General features: G+C 55.6%; 11 protein-coding genes. 2 read left to right on the top strand and 9 right to left on the bottom strand.

Annotation, left to right across the window (positions count from 1 at the left end; translation table 11 throughout):
- Nucleotides 1–45 precede the first annotated feature (45 nt).
- From pgi to QZ268_RS17625, 3 genes are all read right to left on the bottom strand, one after another.
- On the bottom strand, nucleotides 46–1,671 hold the full coding sequence (gene pgi, locus QZ268_RS17635; RefSeq protein ID WP_295455151.1) for a glucose-6-phosphate isomerase: 1,626 nt from the start codon (nucleotides 1,669–1,671) through the stop codon (nucleotides 46–48).
- Nucleotides 1,672–2,108: 437 nt separating this feature from the next.
- A complete protein-coding gene (locus QZ268_RS17630; protein ID WP_295455149.1) occupies nucleotides 2,109–3,758 on the bottom strand; it encodes a sulfatase-like hydrolase/transferase in 1,650 nt (549 codons plus the stop codon).
- Between the two features lie 272 nt (nucleotides 3,759–4,030).
- Nucleotides 4,031–5,068, bottom strand: coding sequence for an AraC family transcriptional regulator (locus QZ268_RS17625; protein ID WP_295455148.1), 1,038 nt, complete (start codon nucleotides 5,066–5,068; stop codon nucleotides 4,031–4,033).
- A gap of 255 nt (nucleotides 5,069–5,323) precedes the next feature.
- Here QZ268_RS17625 and QZ268_RS17620 point away from each other — a divergent pair, with 255 nt between their 5' ends.
- On the top strand, nucleotides 5,324–5,497 hold the full coding sequence (locus QZ268_RS17620) for a hypothetical protein (protein ID WP_295455146.1): 174 nt from the start codon (nucleotides 5,324–5,326) through the stop codon (nucleotides 5,495–5,497).
- A 105-nt stretch (nucleotides 5,498–5,602) separates the two neighbouring features.
- On the opposite strand, the gene QZ268_RS17615 is transcribed toward QZ268_RS17620, so the two are convergent.
- From QZ268_RS17615 to QZ268_RS17595, 5 genes are all read right to left on the bottom strand, one after another.
- Nucleotides 5,603–6,250 (bottom strand): class I SAM-dependent methyltransferase, encoded by a 648-nt coding sequence (locus tag QZ268_RS17615; protein ID WP_295455144.1) that lies wholly within the window; start codon nucleotides 6,248–6,250, stop codon nucleotides 5,603–5,605.
- Nucleotides 6,251–6,254: 4 nt separating this feature from the next.
- Nucleotides 6,255–7,472: a DUF3419 family protein gene (locus tag QZ268_RS17610; RefSeq protein WP_295455142.1), complete on the bottom strand. Its 1,218-nt coding sequence runs from the start codon at nucleotides 7,470–7,472 to the stop codon at nucleotides 6,255–6,257.
- Between the two features lie 12 nt (nucleotides 7,473–7,484).
- Nucleotides 7,485–8,318, bottom strand: a complete 834-nt coding sequence (locus QZ268_RS17605; RefSeq protein ID WP_295455140.1) for a UDP-2,3-diacylglucosamine diphosphatase — start codon at nucleotides 8,316–8,318, stop codon at nucleotides 7,485–7,487.
- Nucleotides 8,319–8,499: 181 nt separating this feature from the next.
- The gene (locus QZ268_RS17600; protein ID WP_295455192.1) at nucleotides 8,500–10,512 is read right to left on the bottom strand and encodes a transporter substrate-binding domain-containing protein; all 2,013 of its coding nucleotides are present in this window, start codon (nucleotides 10,510–10,512) and stop codon (nucleotides 8,500–8,502) included.
- Nucleotides 10,513–10,652: 140 nt separating this feature from the next.
- Complete coding sequence (locus QZ268_RS17595) at nucleotides 10,653–11,894, bottom strand: extracellular solute-binding protein (protein ID WP_295455138.1); 1,242 nt, start codon at nucleotides 11,892–11,894, stop codon at nucleotides 10,653–10,655.
- Nucleotides 11,895–12,369: 475 nt separating this feature from the next.
- Between QZ268_RS17595 and QZ268_RS17590 the strand changes: the two genes are divergently transcribed.
- Nucleotides 12,370–13,608 carry a glycosyltransferase family 2 protein gene (locus QZ268_RS17590; protein ID WP_295455137.1) on the top strand — a complete coding sequence of 413 codons (1,239 nt, stop codon included), beginning with the start codon at nucleotides 12,370–12,372 and terminating at the stop codon, nucleotides 13,606–13,608.
- Nucleotide 13,609: 1 nt separating this feature from the next.
- Here QZ268_RS17590 and QZ268_RS17585 read toward each other — a convergent pair whose 3' ends face one another.
- Nucleotides 13,610–14,380: a cephalosporin hydroxylase family protein gene (locus QZ268_RS17585; protein ID WP_295455135.1), complete on the bottom strand. Its 771-nt coding sequence runs from the start codon at nucleotides 14,378–14,380 to the stop codon at nucleotides 13,610–13,612.
- Nucleotides 14,381–14,953 lie beyond the last annotated feature (573 nt).

Raw genomic sequence — 14,953 nt, 5'->3', positions numbered from 1 at the left:
AGTGATATCAGATCCAGTTGCGATTGGCGCCCCACCGGGTGCGCCTTAGGTTGCGGGGGTGGAGGCTGTCAGTTTTGCCACCAACCCAAGGGTGGAGCCATCCTTGCTGCTGTCCGTGGCGCCTTGAATAAGTGGCAGCAGACCAACGGCGAGCTCTTTGCCGAGTTCGACCCCCCATTGGTCAAAGGAATTGATCCCCCAGATGACCCCCTCGGTAAAGACACGCTGTTCATACAGGGCAATGATCTGGCCCAGTGCAAAGGGGGTTAGACGGGGATAGGCTAGGGTGATCGACGGACGATTGCCCGGGAAGGTCAAATGCGCTGTCATGCAGTCCAGATCCCCCTCAGGGATGCTGCGGCTTTGGGCCAATGCGCGGGCCTGCTGTGCTGAGCGCCCCAGCATCAAGGCCTCGGATTGGGCCAGGCAATTTGCCTTGAGCAGATCATGCTGATGCGAAAGCTCGGCTTCATGCCCCTCTGCCGCAATCAGGAACTCGGCGGGAACCACATGGGTGCCCTGGTGGAGCAATTGATAAAAGGCATGCTGACCATTGGTCCCAGGCTCCCCCCAGACAATCGGACCCGTGGTGCGGCGCACCGGGCTGCCATCCAGCGTCACGGATTTGCCGTTGCTTTCCATATCCAGCTGCTGAAGATAGGCCGGCAGGCGCGCCAAGCGTTGCTCATAGGGTAGGATTGCGCGCGTATTATAGCCGCAGATATTGCTGTGCCAAATGCCAATCAACCCCAGCAGAACCGGCAGGTTGTGGCGAAAATCCGCAGTTTGAAAATGCCGGTCCATCGCCGCCGCACCACTGAGCATGGCGCGGAAATTATCACGCCCAACCGCAATCAGAATAGGCAGGCCCACAGGCCCCCAAAGCGAGTAGCGCCCACCAACCCAATCGGCAAAGCCAAAGACCCGTTCCGGGGGAATGCCCATTTCAGTGGTCTTGTCCAAAGCCGTAGACACCGCCGCCAAATGCCCACTGGCCTGATCGCCCAGTGAGGCGCGCAACCAAGAAATCGCGGTTGCCGCATTGGTCATGGTCTCAATGGTGGTAAAGGACTTTGAGGCGATGATAATCAAGGTGGTTTGTGGATCCAGCCCAGCCAAGCTATCGGTAATATCGGCGCCGTCGACATTGGAAACATAATGGCAGCGCGGCCCATCGTGATAGGGCGCAAGCGCGCGGGTTGCCATGACAGGGCCCAAATCTGAACCACCAATGCCAATATTCACAACATCCGTGAACTGCGCCCCGGTTACGGTTTTATAGGCACCGCTGCGCAGAGCCCCGGCAAAGCTTTCCATACGTTGCAGGGTCTGGTGGATTTCCGGCATGACATCCTGACCATCGACCATCACAGCCGTATCGTTCTGGCTGCGCAGGGCTGTGTGCAACGCAGCCCGGCCTTCCGTGACGTTGATAGGATCGCCCCGAAACATTGCTTCGATCTTACTGGCCAAGCCAGCCTGTTCCGCCAGATCAACCAGCGCATTTAGTCCGGTTTCGTCTAGGGCGGTTTTGGAGAAATCCAGCAACAATCCGTCGGCTTGGGCAGAAAAGCTCTGAAACCGGTTTTGATCTCTTTCGAAAAGTTCGGTAATCGACGTCTCAGAAGTTTGTCTGCGGTGCTCACTCAGCTTCGACCAAATTTCGCTCATTTTCCAATACCTTTATGAACCCACCTAGCCGAATCATACCTCCCGCTCTTATGCAATACAGTTAGCGCTAACGATTGCGCAAGAGAAGCCCCAACTGTGAATGTTTTGGCATCCCCAGCAGGGCATAAAGTGGCGGGACAGTCTAGGCGCTGCAGGTATAGGCCACCTCACTTCCAGCCCCGCCCGCAATCAGTCAATCGCAGAGCTTTCGCCCCCGCAAAGCCGCCGCGCCTACTGCAGACCGCTGCTTTGCAATGCAGAGCTTGCCCAGTATTGCGCGCACCACCGCAATGGAACAAAGTGACGTATAGACTGGCAAACAGGGCCTGCCCCGTACATGAGGGATGTCTGGGCCGACGTGGCAGCGCGTCACATCGGCCACAAAAGACCTCCGCTCCCTGACCGCCTGGGTTCACTGGACAGTCCGGTCTCCCGCGTTACCCCGGCCGCCCTGCCGGAACCAGGCTGCTAAAGGGTTTGCCGGTGGCCTCTTCGTATTCCTGCTCATCCCAGAATCCGATCAGAATACCGCCCTCTGCTGCAATTTTCTGGCGGGCCAGAACTGCAGATGTCGCGGTTATCCGGGTGTGGTGCCGTCGCGCCCAATCCAGCAGCGCCGCCTCCATCCGGGCGCGCACCGCAATGTGGTCTGCCTGCTCCGAAGCGCCCAGATCTTTCACTTCCTGCGGGTCGGTTTCCAGATCGAACAGCACCGGCCGGAAGCCTTCGCAGCGGATAAATTTCCACCGTCCATCAAATATCATCACCGTATGAGCATGTTCCTGCTCCACGCCCAGCGCGCGGGCCATATCGGACCAGTGATAGTCATGTTCGCTGATCGCATAGCGCCTGGAAAAGCCTTCTGTCCCGTTCAAGATCGGTGTCAGATCGCGCCCTTCAATGATATGCGGCTTGGCCTCGCAGCCCAGCGCATTCATGAATGTGGGTGCCAGATCAATCATTTCGACCAGCTCTTCGCAGATGGACCCGCGCGAGGCATCCGCCTCGCCGCGGGGGTCTGCAATGATCAGCGGCACTTTGGCGGCAACATCGTGGTAGAAATCCTTGTCGCCCATCCAGTGGTCGCCCATGTAATCGCCGTGATCCGAGGTAAAGGCGATGATGGTATTCTCGCTCAAGCCCGCCGCGTCCATCCAGGCAAAAAGCCGACCGAGGTTATCATCGAGCTGCTTGATCAGCCCCATATAGGCCGGGATCACATGTTCACGCACATGGTCGCGGGCAAAGCTGCGACAGACACGGGCGTTCAGATAGGCCTGCATCAGGGGGTGATCGGTGTCGCGCTCCGCCTCAGAACGGACCGGAGCGATGACGTGCTCTGGCCCATACATATCATGGTAGGGCTTTGGCACGATGTAGGGCCAATGGGGTTTGATATAGGACAGGTGGCACATCCAGGGACGTCCATCCGCAGTGGCCTCAGTCATGAAATCAATGGCGCGATTGGTCATATAGGCGGTCTCGGAATGCTCTTCGGGCACATCCGCAGGCAAGCGCGAGTTTTTCAGTAGCCAGGCCGACAGCCGTTCGCCATTTTCATCCAGGCCCGAATTGGCAAAATCACCCCAGGGGTTTTCTGACTTAAAGCCGTTTTCCACCAGATAATCATCATAGGCAGACCATTTTTGGCGGGCGCTATCAGGGTGCAGACCATCGTCGCGCTCAAAAGGGTCAAAACCACATTCAGACCGGCTGACGCCAATCGTGCTGTCGGGATCAATGCCAAGCCAGGCCATGCCCTCCAGATCTGCGGTCATATGGGTTTTTCCAACCAAAACCGCCCGCGCACCTGCCTCGCGCAGGTGATCGCCCAGGGTGGGTTCCCCAACCCGCAGCGGCATACCATTCCAGGTTGAGCCATGGCTGCGCACATAGCGCCCGGTATAGGCCGACATCCGCGACGGACCGCAGACCGGCGACTGGATATAGGCCTTGTTGAATTGCACCCCGCGTTTTGCCAGGGCATCAATATGCGGTGTATGCAGGTGCGGGTGACCATAGCAGCTCAGGTAATCAAACCGCAGTTGATCTGCCATAATCCACAAAACATTGGGGCGTTTGGTCATGGTTCTTTCTCCTCCTCCAGCAGATCATCTCCTCGGGCAAAGATATTCGTCTCGTCCCGGTCCTGCCTGGCCTTCATTTTTTCGGCCCTGTTTCTTTCGGCCACAGTTTTTTGCTGACTTGGGCATAAGCCCCCAGCGACCGGATAGAGCCTGAAAAACAAATCAATGACAAGTCATATATGTTCACACCACCAACCCCGGCATGGTCGCCCGACATTATCTGCACTGCTAAGCGCCTCCCTCAAAGGGGAGCATGCCTGCAAAACAGGGCCTTATTCAGCAGGGCAGGATGTTGCGGCGCTGCTGTCGCGCAGGCCACTCCGGTAGGCCTTGGGCGTTTGGCCAGACCAGCGCTTAAAGGCCCGTGAAAAGGCGCTTTGTTCAGAAAACCCGGTCAAAAAGGCAATCTCAGAGAAGGAATAGCTCGACGATTGAATAAGCTGCTGGGCGAGTTTCCGGCGCGATTCGTCGGTGAGGGATTGAAAACTATGCCCCCTGTCGCTCAGCCGTCGCTGAAAGGTACGCCCCCCCAGTCCCATGTTTTTGGCAACCTCCGACAGCTGCGGCACCCCACCACTCAGCAGTTTGGCAATCTCCTCAATCACCTGGGCTTCAAAGCTTTGCTCCTGGTCACGTTCTTTTTCCAGCATCTGATCCAGATGAGAGATCAGGAAATTCCAGACACCTGTATCGCCAATGCTGCTGGGCTGATCAACGTCCTGGACATCAAAATGCAACGCGTCCGACCGGGCTCCAAATTCTGGCACACAGCCAAAATGCTCTACCAGGGCATCAATAGAGCCGTCTCTTTCATGGACAAATTGCACATGGCAGGGCTGAAATTCCGGGCTGGTCGTTTCACGACAGAGCGTCAGTGTCGTACCCATGGCGGCCTCTATCGACAAAAAGGCCCCGAGCCGGTCCGTCTTGGGGGCCTGCATGGACCAACAGAACCGATCGCCCTCCTGTTCGGCAGAAAAACTCGCGACGCGGTTGTGTAGTCGTGTATAACGCCAAATTCGCTGAAACCCATGACGCAGGGTTGGGGCAGATTTCAGCGCAAGCCCAAAGACGCCAAACTCATCGCACCGCATGCTCCGACAGGTTTTCATGTGAAACCTCAGATCCGGGAACTCGCTTTTGGCAACCTCCTCCATCAGGTCGTGATAGGCCTCAACCGGCACCATGACCGTAGGGTCGGCTAACGTTTCTGGCGTCAGGCCGACCAGATCCAGCAGCTTGCCCTTGTCGGCTATCTGGTCTGCATGTTCGATCTGTTTTCTGGCGTAGAGTGTCGAAACAGAGGTCAAGTCCCGGCTCCAAATTGATGCGCTCAACAGACTACCAAGCGCCTGAGCTGCGATCAAATATCAGTAACATTTACGTTACCAAAGGGTCAACCTTTGGCATTTGCTGTCAAGTCTTTGGCACATCCAGTCAATATTTTGGCACCAGAAATCACGTATTCATTTTGACATCCAGTGGGTTTGGAGCTGTTTTCTCTGCAAAAGCAGGTTCGACCCTTTACCGCTTACCGCACCGTTTTTGCCTCAAGGAATAAATCAATGAACAGCTTCATGCCTTTCATCAAATTCACCGCAGTTGCCTTGCTGGGCGGCAGCGCCACCTTAACAGCCGCAACGCTGGTTCTTGGCCTGGGCGCCCCGCTGGCAAGAGCCCAAACCCAGGCTCCCACGCCTGTGATGCTGATCAGCGATGCTCAGCACAATCCTTCGTGATCTGGGATTTCACCTGACCCTGGCTGAGATCTCAGGCCCGACTTTGGCCAGTAAAACAATGGCCAGCCAAACAGCGCCCAGTCAAACAACGCCAGGTGCGCAGAGTTACCCCGTCTTGCGCAGGACCCCATATTGCGCGTAGCCGCGATAAAGCTGGCGGCATTGTGCCCTGCCGCCCAGCTCACGGGCGATCTTGTCCAGCTCGCTTGCCAACTCTAATCGTGGGCTCACATGGAACTTCGTCAGCCAGCGATGCAGCAGGCCCCGGCACCAGCCGGGCCATCCCTCCAGATTGGAAAAATCCACAACATGCAGCGTGCCGCCCGGAGCAAGCGCCCCAAAGGCCTGGCGCAAAGCCTGCTGCCAATCCGGGATCATTGAAATCCCGTAAGAGATAAAGATGCGATCAAATGCGTCGCGGCCGAACAGTTGCGCGGCCTCAAAATGGCAGGCATCAGCCTGAGCCAAGGCAACCCGCGTGCCCAGCTTTTTCCCGGCGGACACCAACATCTCTGACGAGATATCAAGCCCGTAAAAGGTGCAGTCGGGGTATTTCCCCTCAGCCAATTGCAAATTTCGCCCCGTGCCACAGGCAAGTTCAAGAACATGCGCGTCGGCGTCGGGCGCCAGATCATCAATCAGCGCATCGCGCCCAAACAGATAGTACTTTCGGGTCAAATCATAGAATATGCGTTGATAGCGGTAGGTTTGGTCCATCAGTGCTGCATGGGCATTGGGGGTCGCGTCGCGCATCTGATCAGCCCTGAAAACGATAGAGATGAAAGCCGCCGTAGATCGCTGAGCGATCCTGCTTGCTGCCCCGCTTGGAAACCTCTGCGTCATAGGCCCAGCGCCCCAGGATGTCAGGCGACACTCGGCCCGGCAGGATGTCCTCAGCGCCGCCAGTGCGAAAAATCACCTTTGCCCCGGGCGTTGCCGTGCGGGTGATTTGCTGCCAAAGCGCATTCAACTGACTGTCATTCATCCAATCCTGGGCATCCAGCAGGATATAGCCCTGTTTCGAGCTGTCAGGCTCCTGCGCCAACTGGTCGGTAAGGGAGCGGTTTACGATGCGGCCCCGGTCGGCATAGTCCCGCAGGGCCTGGAAATTGCGCTGCTGCAGATAGGGCGGCAGAGACCCATCCGGTGCCGGGTCATACCCGCGTGCAAAGGCCTGCCAGGCAAAATAATTGTCCCGGATCGGGGTATCACACATCAGTTTGCGGACCCGTTCGCGCAGTACCGGCAACACGTCGCCACCGCCGTCAGCGGCCAGTTTGTCATACTGCGCCGGAGGAATACCCAGGCCAAAAAGCGCAGCGCGAAACCCAGCCAGCCGGCGCACCAGCCACATATCAAACAGGGGGCTGATCTTCTGATCAAAAAACGCCTGTTGTTCCTGCAGGCTGCGTGCGGCCAGCAAGGGCGCAAAATTCACCCGCCCCAGACGGGCAACCAAATGCACCGCCCCCAAAAAGCGACCAAGCAGCCCGTATTTATAAAGCCCCTTTTGAAACAACGTGATACGGCGGTTTATCAGCTGCCGCCCCTGCCAAAACGCCCGCGCGCCGGGGTCTAGCTTTGGTTGGATATAGCGCTCATACAGGACGGCGTTGCTGGCCAGGTCTGCCCGACCAAAAAACTGATAAAAGGCGGCATAGTCCGGCAGGGCTTGGGCGGCAGTCAGTTTCAACTTGCCCAGGGCCACATGGGCAGGCGACAGATCAACCGCCGTGACCGAAGCCGGGCCTGCGGTCAGATACGACATTAGATTACAGCTGCCAGAGGCGATGCAGACCAGATTATCCTCTGCTGAAATCTCCAGCGCCTCCATGTCCACCACTGGATCTTCCCAGATCTGCGGATAGACCAACCCCAGAAACAGACGCGAGAACAGACGTTCAAGCCATCCGGTTGCCGCATCGCCATCCTGCAAAACAGCCGCGTCCAATTGAGCCTGGGCGGAAGAATTCATTGGGTGTATCCCCTAAACGTTTTCTAGAACTTTTTCTTCGGGCTGGGCATCGCGTGCCCGGCGACGAGGCTGGCGGCCAAGTTGGCGGCGCGACTGCCCGCGAGACTGGCGCGCTGAACGCGTCCAATCGATAAGAGCAAGACTGCCATCTGCCGTTTCAACGACAGCGGTGCAGCTTTCGACCCAGTCACCAGTGTTTACATAGGTCACCTCTCCCATGTCACGGATGGCAGCACTATGAATATGACCGCAGATCACCCCATCGTAGCCGCCGCGCCGTGCCTCGGCAGTCAGCACTGTTTCATACTCGCTGATAAAATTGACAGCCTGCTTGACCTGGTGCTTGGCCCATTTTGACAAGGACCAGTACTGTCCGCCCCAGAGGTGGCGAAGCCGATTGAGGCGGGTGTTCAGCCACAGCATCAATTCATAGGCCCGGTCCCCAAGATGCGCGAGCCATTTGGCGTTTGTCACCACCGCATCAAATTGATCACCATGGGTAACCAGATAACATTTTCCGTTATGGGCGGTGAACTCGGCAGACCCCAGCACCTCGATACCGCCAAAATGAGTGCCAAAGTAGGAGCGCAGGAATTCGTCATGGTTGCCGGGGATTAAATAGATCCGGGCACCGCCATGTGCCTTGGCCAGAAGCGTTTGCACCACGTCATTGTGCGCCTGCGGCCAGAGGAAACCCTTTCTGCGAATGCGCCAGGCATCCACAATATCACCAACCAAATAGTAGGTGTCTGCTTCGTGGCATTTGAGGAAATCCAGCAGTAGTTCAGCCTGACATCCTGGGGTGCCCAAATGGATATCGGACAAAAAAATGGTTCGGTATTTCATGCGCGTCGCCCGCTGTCACTTGCGTCGCATATGGAGGTACCCCATCGTTTTAACAGAACGGTGACAGTTTCCATTCCCCTGCGCATCAAGGCATCACGACACCGCCCAGCAGATCACCCCATCACAGCGCAAAGGCCCAACAGCCCCCGTTTTGCGCTGCACCTCGCGCCAGGTGCAGCGGTCAGCTGTCCAAAAGAGCGCGAATTTTGGAAATCAAAACAGGTCCCGAGATAGGTTTATTGAGTACAGTAAGCTTTGGCAGCCCCGAGACACTATCGAGCACATCAGCGCCATACCCCGTGAGGATCACGATCGGGACACCATCAAGCACCTTTCTGACTTGCGCCACCAAATCCAGCCCCTGTACCGACCCAGGCATCGTCAGATCCGTCACCACCAGGTCAAATTCAGGTGCCTTTTTGACCAGATCCAGGGCCTCTGTGCCGTTGTGGGCCTGCGTCACACGAAACCCAGAGGCCGAAAGGCGTTGGCTCAGGGCGCTGCGGACATCATCGTCATCTTCAACCAGTAAGATCTGTTCATCGCCCAAAAAACCTGTGGAAATGTCACCTCCCGCCGCCTGATCCGCCGCCTCAACGGTCACCGGGAACCTCAGCTCCACCGTCGTCCCCTGCTCCCAGACACTGCGGATACGGATCTTACCCCCCGACTGGGTCACAAAGCCATGCACCATCGCCAGCCCCATCCCCGACCCTTTGTCGAATTCTTTGGTTGTGAAAAAAGGCTCAAACACCTTACTCAAAGAATCTTCTTTGATCCCCACTCCGGTGTCCGTCACAGAGACCACCACCTGGTCGCCTGAAAGGTCATCGCCGTCGCTTTGGTCCGCTCCTAGGTTAGACACCGAAACTGTCAGCTTGCCCCCGTCTGGCATCGCATCGCGGGCATTCAACACCAGGTTCAAAATCGCATTCTCCAGCTGCCCCTGATCCAGAAGAACCGCCTTCACAAGAGGGTCATAGGAGAATTCCACAGATATGTTTTCAGGCAGGGTCCGGCGTAGCATCTCCTCGATTCCACGCAAAACCAGATCAACCCGCAGCACCTGCGGCACAAGCTGAGCACGCCGCCCAAAAGACAAGAGATCATAGGACAGTTTGGCCCCGCGTTTGGTCGCGGACAGTGCTTGGTCAATGAACTTCAAGGAGGGCGCATCCAGCCCACGCTGGTCTTTTAACAATTCGAGGTTACCCATGATCACCGACAATAGATTATTGAAATCATGGGCGACGCCCCCGACAAGCCGGCCTATCGCGTCAAATTTCTGGGTTTCCAGGGCAAACTTCTCGGCCTTTTTGCGAAGATCCATTTCTGCGCTTAGCGCATCAACCGTGGTCGCAAGATCCAAGGTGCGCGCCCGAACAACACGGCGCAGGATGAATATGAGCACTGCTGACACCAAAAGCACAGAAACCGCTACAAGAAGTACAGTAATAAGCCAGCTCGGCAGCGGGGCTTTGTGAAAGGAAATCCATTCATACTTGGCAGAGTGAAAGTCCGACCCAAAGGTCATTTGCTGCCGATAGCTGGCCAGATTCATCGCCTGGACAAAGCTTTCCGGGGCATCCGGCGGCACCACATAGTGATAGGAGTTGACCTGAAATGGCAGCTCAGGAATACGCAAACTGTTCTGATTGGCCATCTGCACCGCAAAGAACGTATTGGTAATTGCCAAATCCGCATCACCAACCAAAATCGCATCAATCGCGCCCTGCACTGACGACGTCCAGATCAGCTTACTCTTTAGCCCTTCTTTGCGTAAAAACCGCCTCAGGTCACGCTCCTGGATACTATTTGCGAGCACGGCAATTCTCTTGCCCTCAAAATCCGCCAGAGAGGTAATCTCAACCTCCTGGGAGGTGACGATAGTAGACCATGAATAAATCAGCGCTTCGTTGATAAACTGGAACTGCGCTGCACGCTCCTCAGAAAAGGCCACATCCGGCATAAGGTCGAGCTGCCCCTGCCCCACCATCTCCAGGCAGGTTTCCCATTCACAGTCGACGTATTCGAAATCATAGCCCATCTCAGACAGAATGGCTTCGGTCACCTCCGGCCAAAAACCGGCGGGTTGCCCAGCTGCGTCTCGAAAAATTTTGGGCCGGTTTTCATAAAAGCCAACACGCAGCGGATCTGCATTCAATTGCCCCGGCAGGACTGCAAGACACAACATTCCCAGCAAGGCCGGAAACACCTTAGTGGCGAAGCAAAACCTGTTTAGAAGTCCCTCTATCACTCAATCCACCCTTTAAGGTCGCTTACCCGGCCTCTGCTCAACACCTTCCAGCCCCATCATCAGAAAGCCTGGCGCCCCTAATCAACGCTCAATTGATTTACATACCCTGCATTTCGCGTGATATCTCGGTTGATGTCATCGGTCGCTTCATCAAGCACGGCCTTCACATCCGCACCTTCAGCGATCTCAACCAGGGCTCTTTCAAACACCTTTGCTATCACAACATAGCTGGGAGACACCGGACGTAGCAAAGCCTGTTGGCGCGACAAATCGACAAACCCTGGCAACCAGCCCTCCGGGCCATAGGTCGTGGATGCTCTCGCGGCTGCCAGGGTGGGTGGGATCAATCCCAATTCATCCGCGATGGTGGACAGGTATCGGTCTTGAATCGCAAACTCGACAAAGGCGCTGGCTCCATCCACATGTTCTGACGTGGCTGACACGCCAAACTGCCAACTCCCGGCGCCGATGACACTGCCCTTGCCAAAATCGGGTGCCGGCAGAAATACGGCATCCTCTCCTACGGCATCGATGAAATCCAGAACGGTCCAATTGCCGTCCCAGGCCATGGCATATGTACCATCAATTAACGCGGCGGTTCGGTTTGGTTGCGACTGTTCCGGGCTGGGAACAAGCCCGCGCGAAAACAGGGACTGCCACCAAGTTCCAAATCTCAGCGCGGCCTCGCCATTTAACACACCCTGTGCCGAACTATAGTCAGATCGGTCCACCAGATCGCCACCGAAGCTTTGCAAAAAGGGGCTAATGGCATAGGGAAACCATTCGCCCTCCCTGCTCAGCCCCAGGTCCAGCGGATAGTCGAACTCCCCGGATGCTTTGAGTTTAACCAAGGCCGTTTCAAATTCGGCCGCACTCCAGGGGTCCGCAAGACTTGGCAGTCGGATGTCATATTTTTCCAAGGTGGACTTGCGTGTCAGGATCGCAAGCGCAGCCTCCCACAGGCCAACCGAATAGATATGACCATTCCAGCGCCCAACAGCGGATGGCAGGAACGCCTCGACCGCGGCCTCCTCTATGCGCAGCGGCTGCAGATATCCCAACCATGCCCAATTGGCGACCATCGGCGCATCCACATCAATGATGTCAGGCAGGTTCCCGGTCTGAGCCGCCCGAACCACCGAGTCATTGTAACTGCCTTCAGGAAAGCTCATCAGGATGACTTTCCAATCCGGTTGACTGGCATTGAAATCCTCGACGATCTCAACAATGACCCGGCGTTCAGTTTCATTCTGCGATCCATGATACCACATGCTCAGCTCGGTTTGCGCCGCCGCAGCAGTGCCAACAGTCAGTGCCACAAGACCGGCTAGAAGGAGTCCAAATCGCGAAGCCACTAATGATCTTCTTTCCATAACTGAGACAGGGGCCAGCCAAGGGCGAGACCTCCACTTGAGAGCCTGGCCCAACTGATCCAGACCAACTGCCAGATCAAGTGATAGTGCATTCCCGCCTTTTGATCCATTGTGATCACGCTGCCACAAGCTGGCGGCGAAAGTCCAGAAACCTAGCCACATGTGCCACCGACCTTCTGGGACGGTTTGCTACTGTGTTTACAAAACTTCAGACGTCCCCGTGAAAGGCCAAAGCCGCACTTGCGGCGATAGTTCTTTGTTGTCTGGACTTCGGCCATCCATTACAAATTCATCGTAGCTTTGAGATTTGCATTTCTTGGACTGCGGGTAGAGTTGGGAACCCGGATTCACTTCGGCCCAGAAAATCGCATGAGATTAAGGGTTATCTCTACGTTAGATAATGCAGAAGGAGCTCTTCAAATTGAAAATCAGCATTGCTATTCCGACCCGAGAACGAGGCCAGTATTTGCGGCATTCCGTTCAGACTGCTCTCGAGATCGACGATGACAACATAGAGATCATTGTAAGCGACAATGCCAGCTCCGACGGGACCAAGGAACTCATGCAAGAGTTCGATGACAGCCGACTGGTCTACGTGAATACGGGTGCGCGACTTTCAATGCGGCAGAACTTTGAAACGGCTTTCAACGCATCGACAGGTGATTATCTGATCTACTTCGGCGATGACGACGGGATACTCCCAAAACAGTTCCCGTACTTGCGGCAGCTTTTGGAGGCCAACAGGCCTGATGGTCTGAGTTGGATCAAGGCAACCTATGGCTGGCCCATTGAAGGGTATGGCAGGAAGACCGGCGGTGTCAGATTCTACCGCGACAATTGCTTTGGCTCTCCAAAGGCTTTCCACGGCGCGGACAACCTACAGAAGCTCATGACGGCAGATGTATCCAACCTGCGTCCGGTTCCGGATATATATCACGGCTGCCTTTCGCGCGCCTACATGCTCAAGACGTCGATGGACGGGAGAACGGTTTTCGACAGCGCAATCCCTGACGTCAACCTATCGTATAGATCCATCTTGAAAGACGGCCATTTCATCGGGGTCGACCACCCGTTCTCGATCAACGGATACAGCCCGGCAAGCACCGGCGGTGGCCACGGAGCCGAACAAAACAATAGTTCTGGGACCAACAGCAGCAAGCTTTTTGCAAAAGAGAACATTACCGACCCGATGAGCGATGTGTTTCCCCATGCCGGATCAGTCCCATTGGCGTTTTTCTCGACCCTGGAGACCTTGCGGCGCAACCATGGCCTTGAGGCAATTCAGCCCGACTACCTCAGCTGGTATAAGTATGTTCGTGGATCGACACGCAAGAACCCTGCGCTAGCAGAGCAAATACAGGGCATTTTGCGGGACCACGCGGAAGCGAAGGGCATACAATCCGTCCTAGACGCAGCTCTGCAAGGCCCGCCTCAGGCCAAACGAAGCCTGCAAGAGCGCTTTGCCCGTGCCCAGGGGCAACTATCGAGCTTCAGGGTTTCCGCTACCGAGGGAGGCGAAAACACCATTCTTACGGCAGCCCATATGATAGATGCGATCTTGGGGCAAGATTTTGGCGCGGTTCTGTCAGGCGATATGACATCTCGCTTGGCCTGGAAGGAGGCCAAGCGTCGGTCCAAGGATTTTCAGCGCCAGCTTTGATCTACCGGACCCGTTTGAGGAAACCGTCATGAGCGACCGTGATCAGCAGTTTCGCGGGGATGCTCTTGTCAATCTCGAACTCGGAGTGGGTCTTTAGATAGTCCCAAACCGCAGTTTTGGGATTGTTCCCCGGCCCCCAGGAGCGATCAGGATACTCGTCCGCTGGCATGTCCTCGATTAGCGTGTCGAAGACGACGCAATAACTTCCGACCGACGTGAGCGGCGCATAAAGCTCCAGTTCGCTCCGGACATGATCATGAGTGTGGTTTGAATCTAGACAGACAAGAACGCGCTGGTATCCCTCCGCAGCCTTTTTAACCTTGGCGAAGATGTCAGGGTCAATGCTGGACCCCTCGATCATCTCGATGCGAGAGGCCATTGGATGATCCTGAATGGCAGCGAGGTTATGCGCGCGGATGTCGATGTCGATACCCAGAACTTTGCGGGACGATTTAGATGGGTCAAGGACTGTGCCCGCCTCAATGGCATCGCACATATCCAGTAACGCAAGCATGGACGCACTGAAGACCAGCGACCCACCATGCGCAATACCCGTCTCGATGATCAGGTCGGGCTTGATGCTCCAGATGAGTTCCTGCATCGCTACGATGTCTTGCGGGTATTGAATGATCGGCCGATCTTGCCAGTGGTAGTTATACGAATACTTCGGATGGGTCGTTGCTTGAAGAAATGTCATAGCCAAGTCGTTCAACGGCTTGTCGTTCATCATTTCCGCAATGCGGCCTGCAATCTCTTGCTTAAATTCAGTCATTTCCCACCTCAAAACATGTAAATGCGTCGTTCGACATATTCCGGATCTCCTCGCAGCAATTCGGTTTCATATCAAGGATTTTTGCAGTCCGAGGCAGGTTTGGAAAAACCTCCTCGGGCGCGCAGACAGGCAGCCGGGTTGCCCCGCGGCATAAAAAATAGATAAAAACGTTTTTCTGCGGGCAATCGTTTTTCTAGGAAAAAATGGCGCGAGAACCGTTCAACCACATGTATTATCTATGTTTTTATTTTTCCGACTCTCTGCGGATCTTTCATGTGAAAGTTTCCCTGCCAAAATCGTCATTTTCAGGCGTCGAGCCAGGTCTGGAAGTTTGCTGATATTGCCCGACAGATCGGCTCCCAAAGGCCCGCCAATTTTGGCCAACAGCCCCCTCACCTCTTCAAGCGTCTTATTGGCGGCGCGGAAGTCTGCAGGTGGATTCACAAACGAAGTGCAAATTCTTTACTAAAACAGAGAGTTGCACGGAGGATGAAGAATGGGAACCCACTACTGTCACCTGAAGCTGGACGAACGTCGCAAGCTTGCAAAGTGGCTTGAAGCCAAAATGCCGAT

This window comes from uncultured Pseudophaeobacter sp., from assembly GCA_905479575.1.
Lineage (GTDB): Bacteria > Pseudomonadota > Alphaproteobacteria > Rhodobacterales > Rhodobacteraceae > Pseudophaeobacter.
This window is presented reverse-complemented; position numbering and strand designations above follow the sequence as displayed.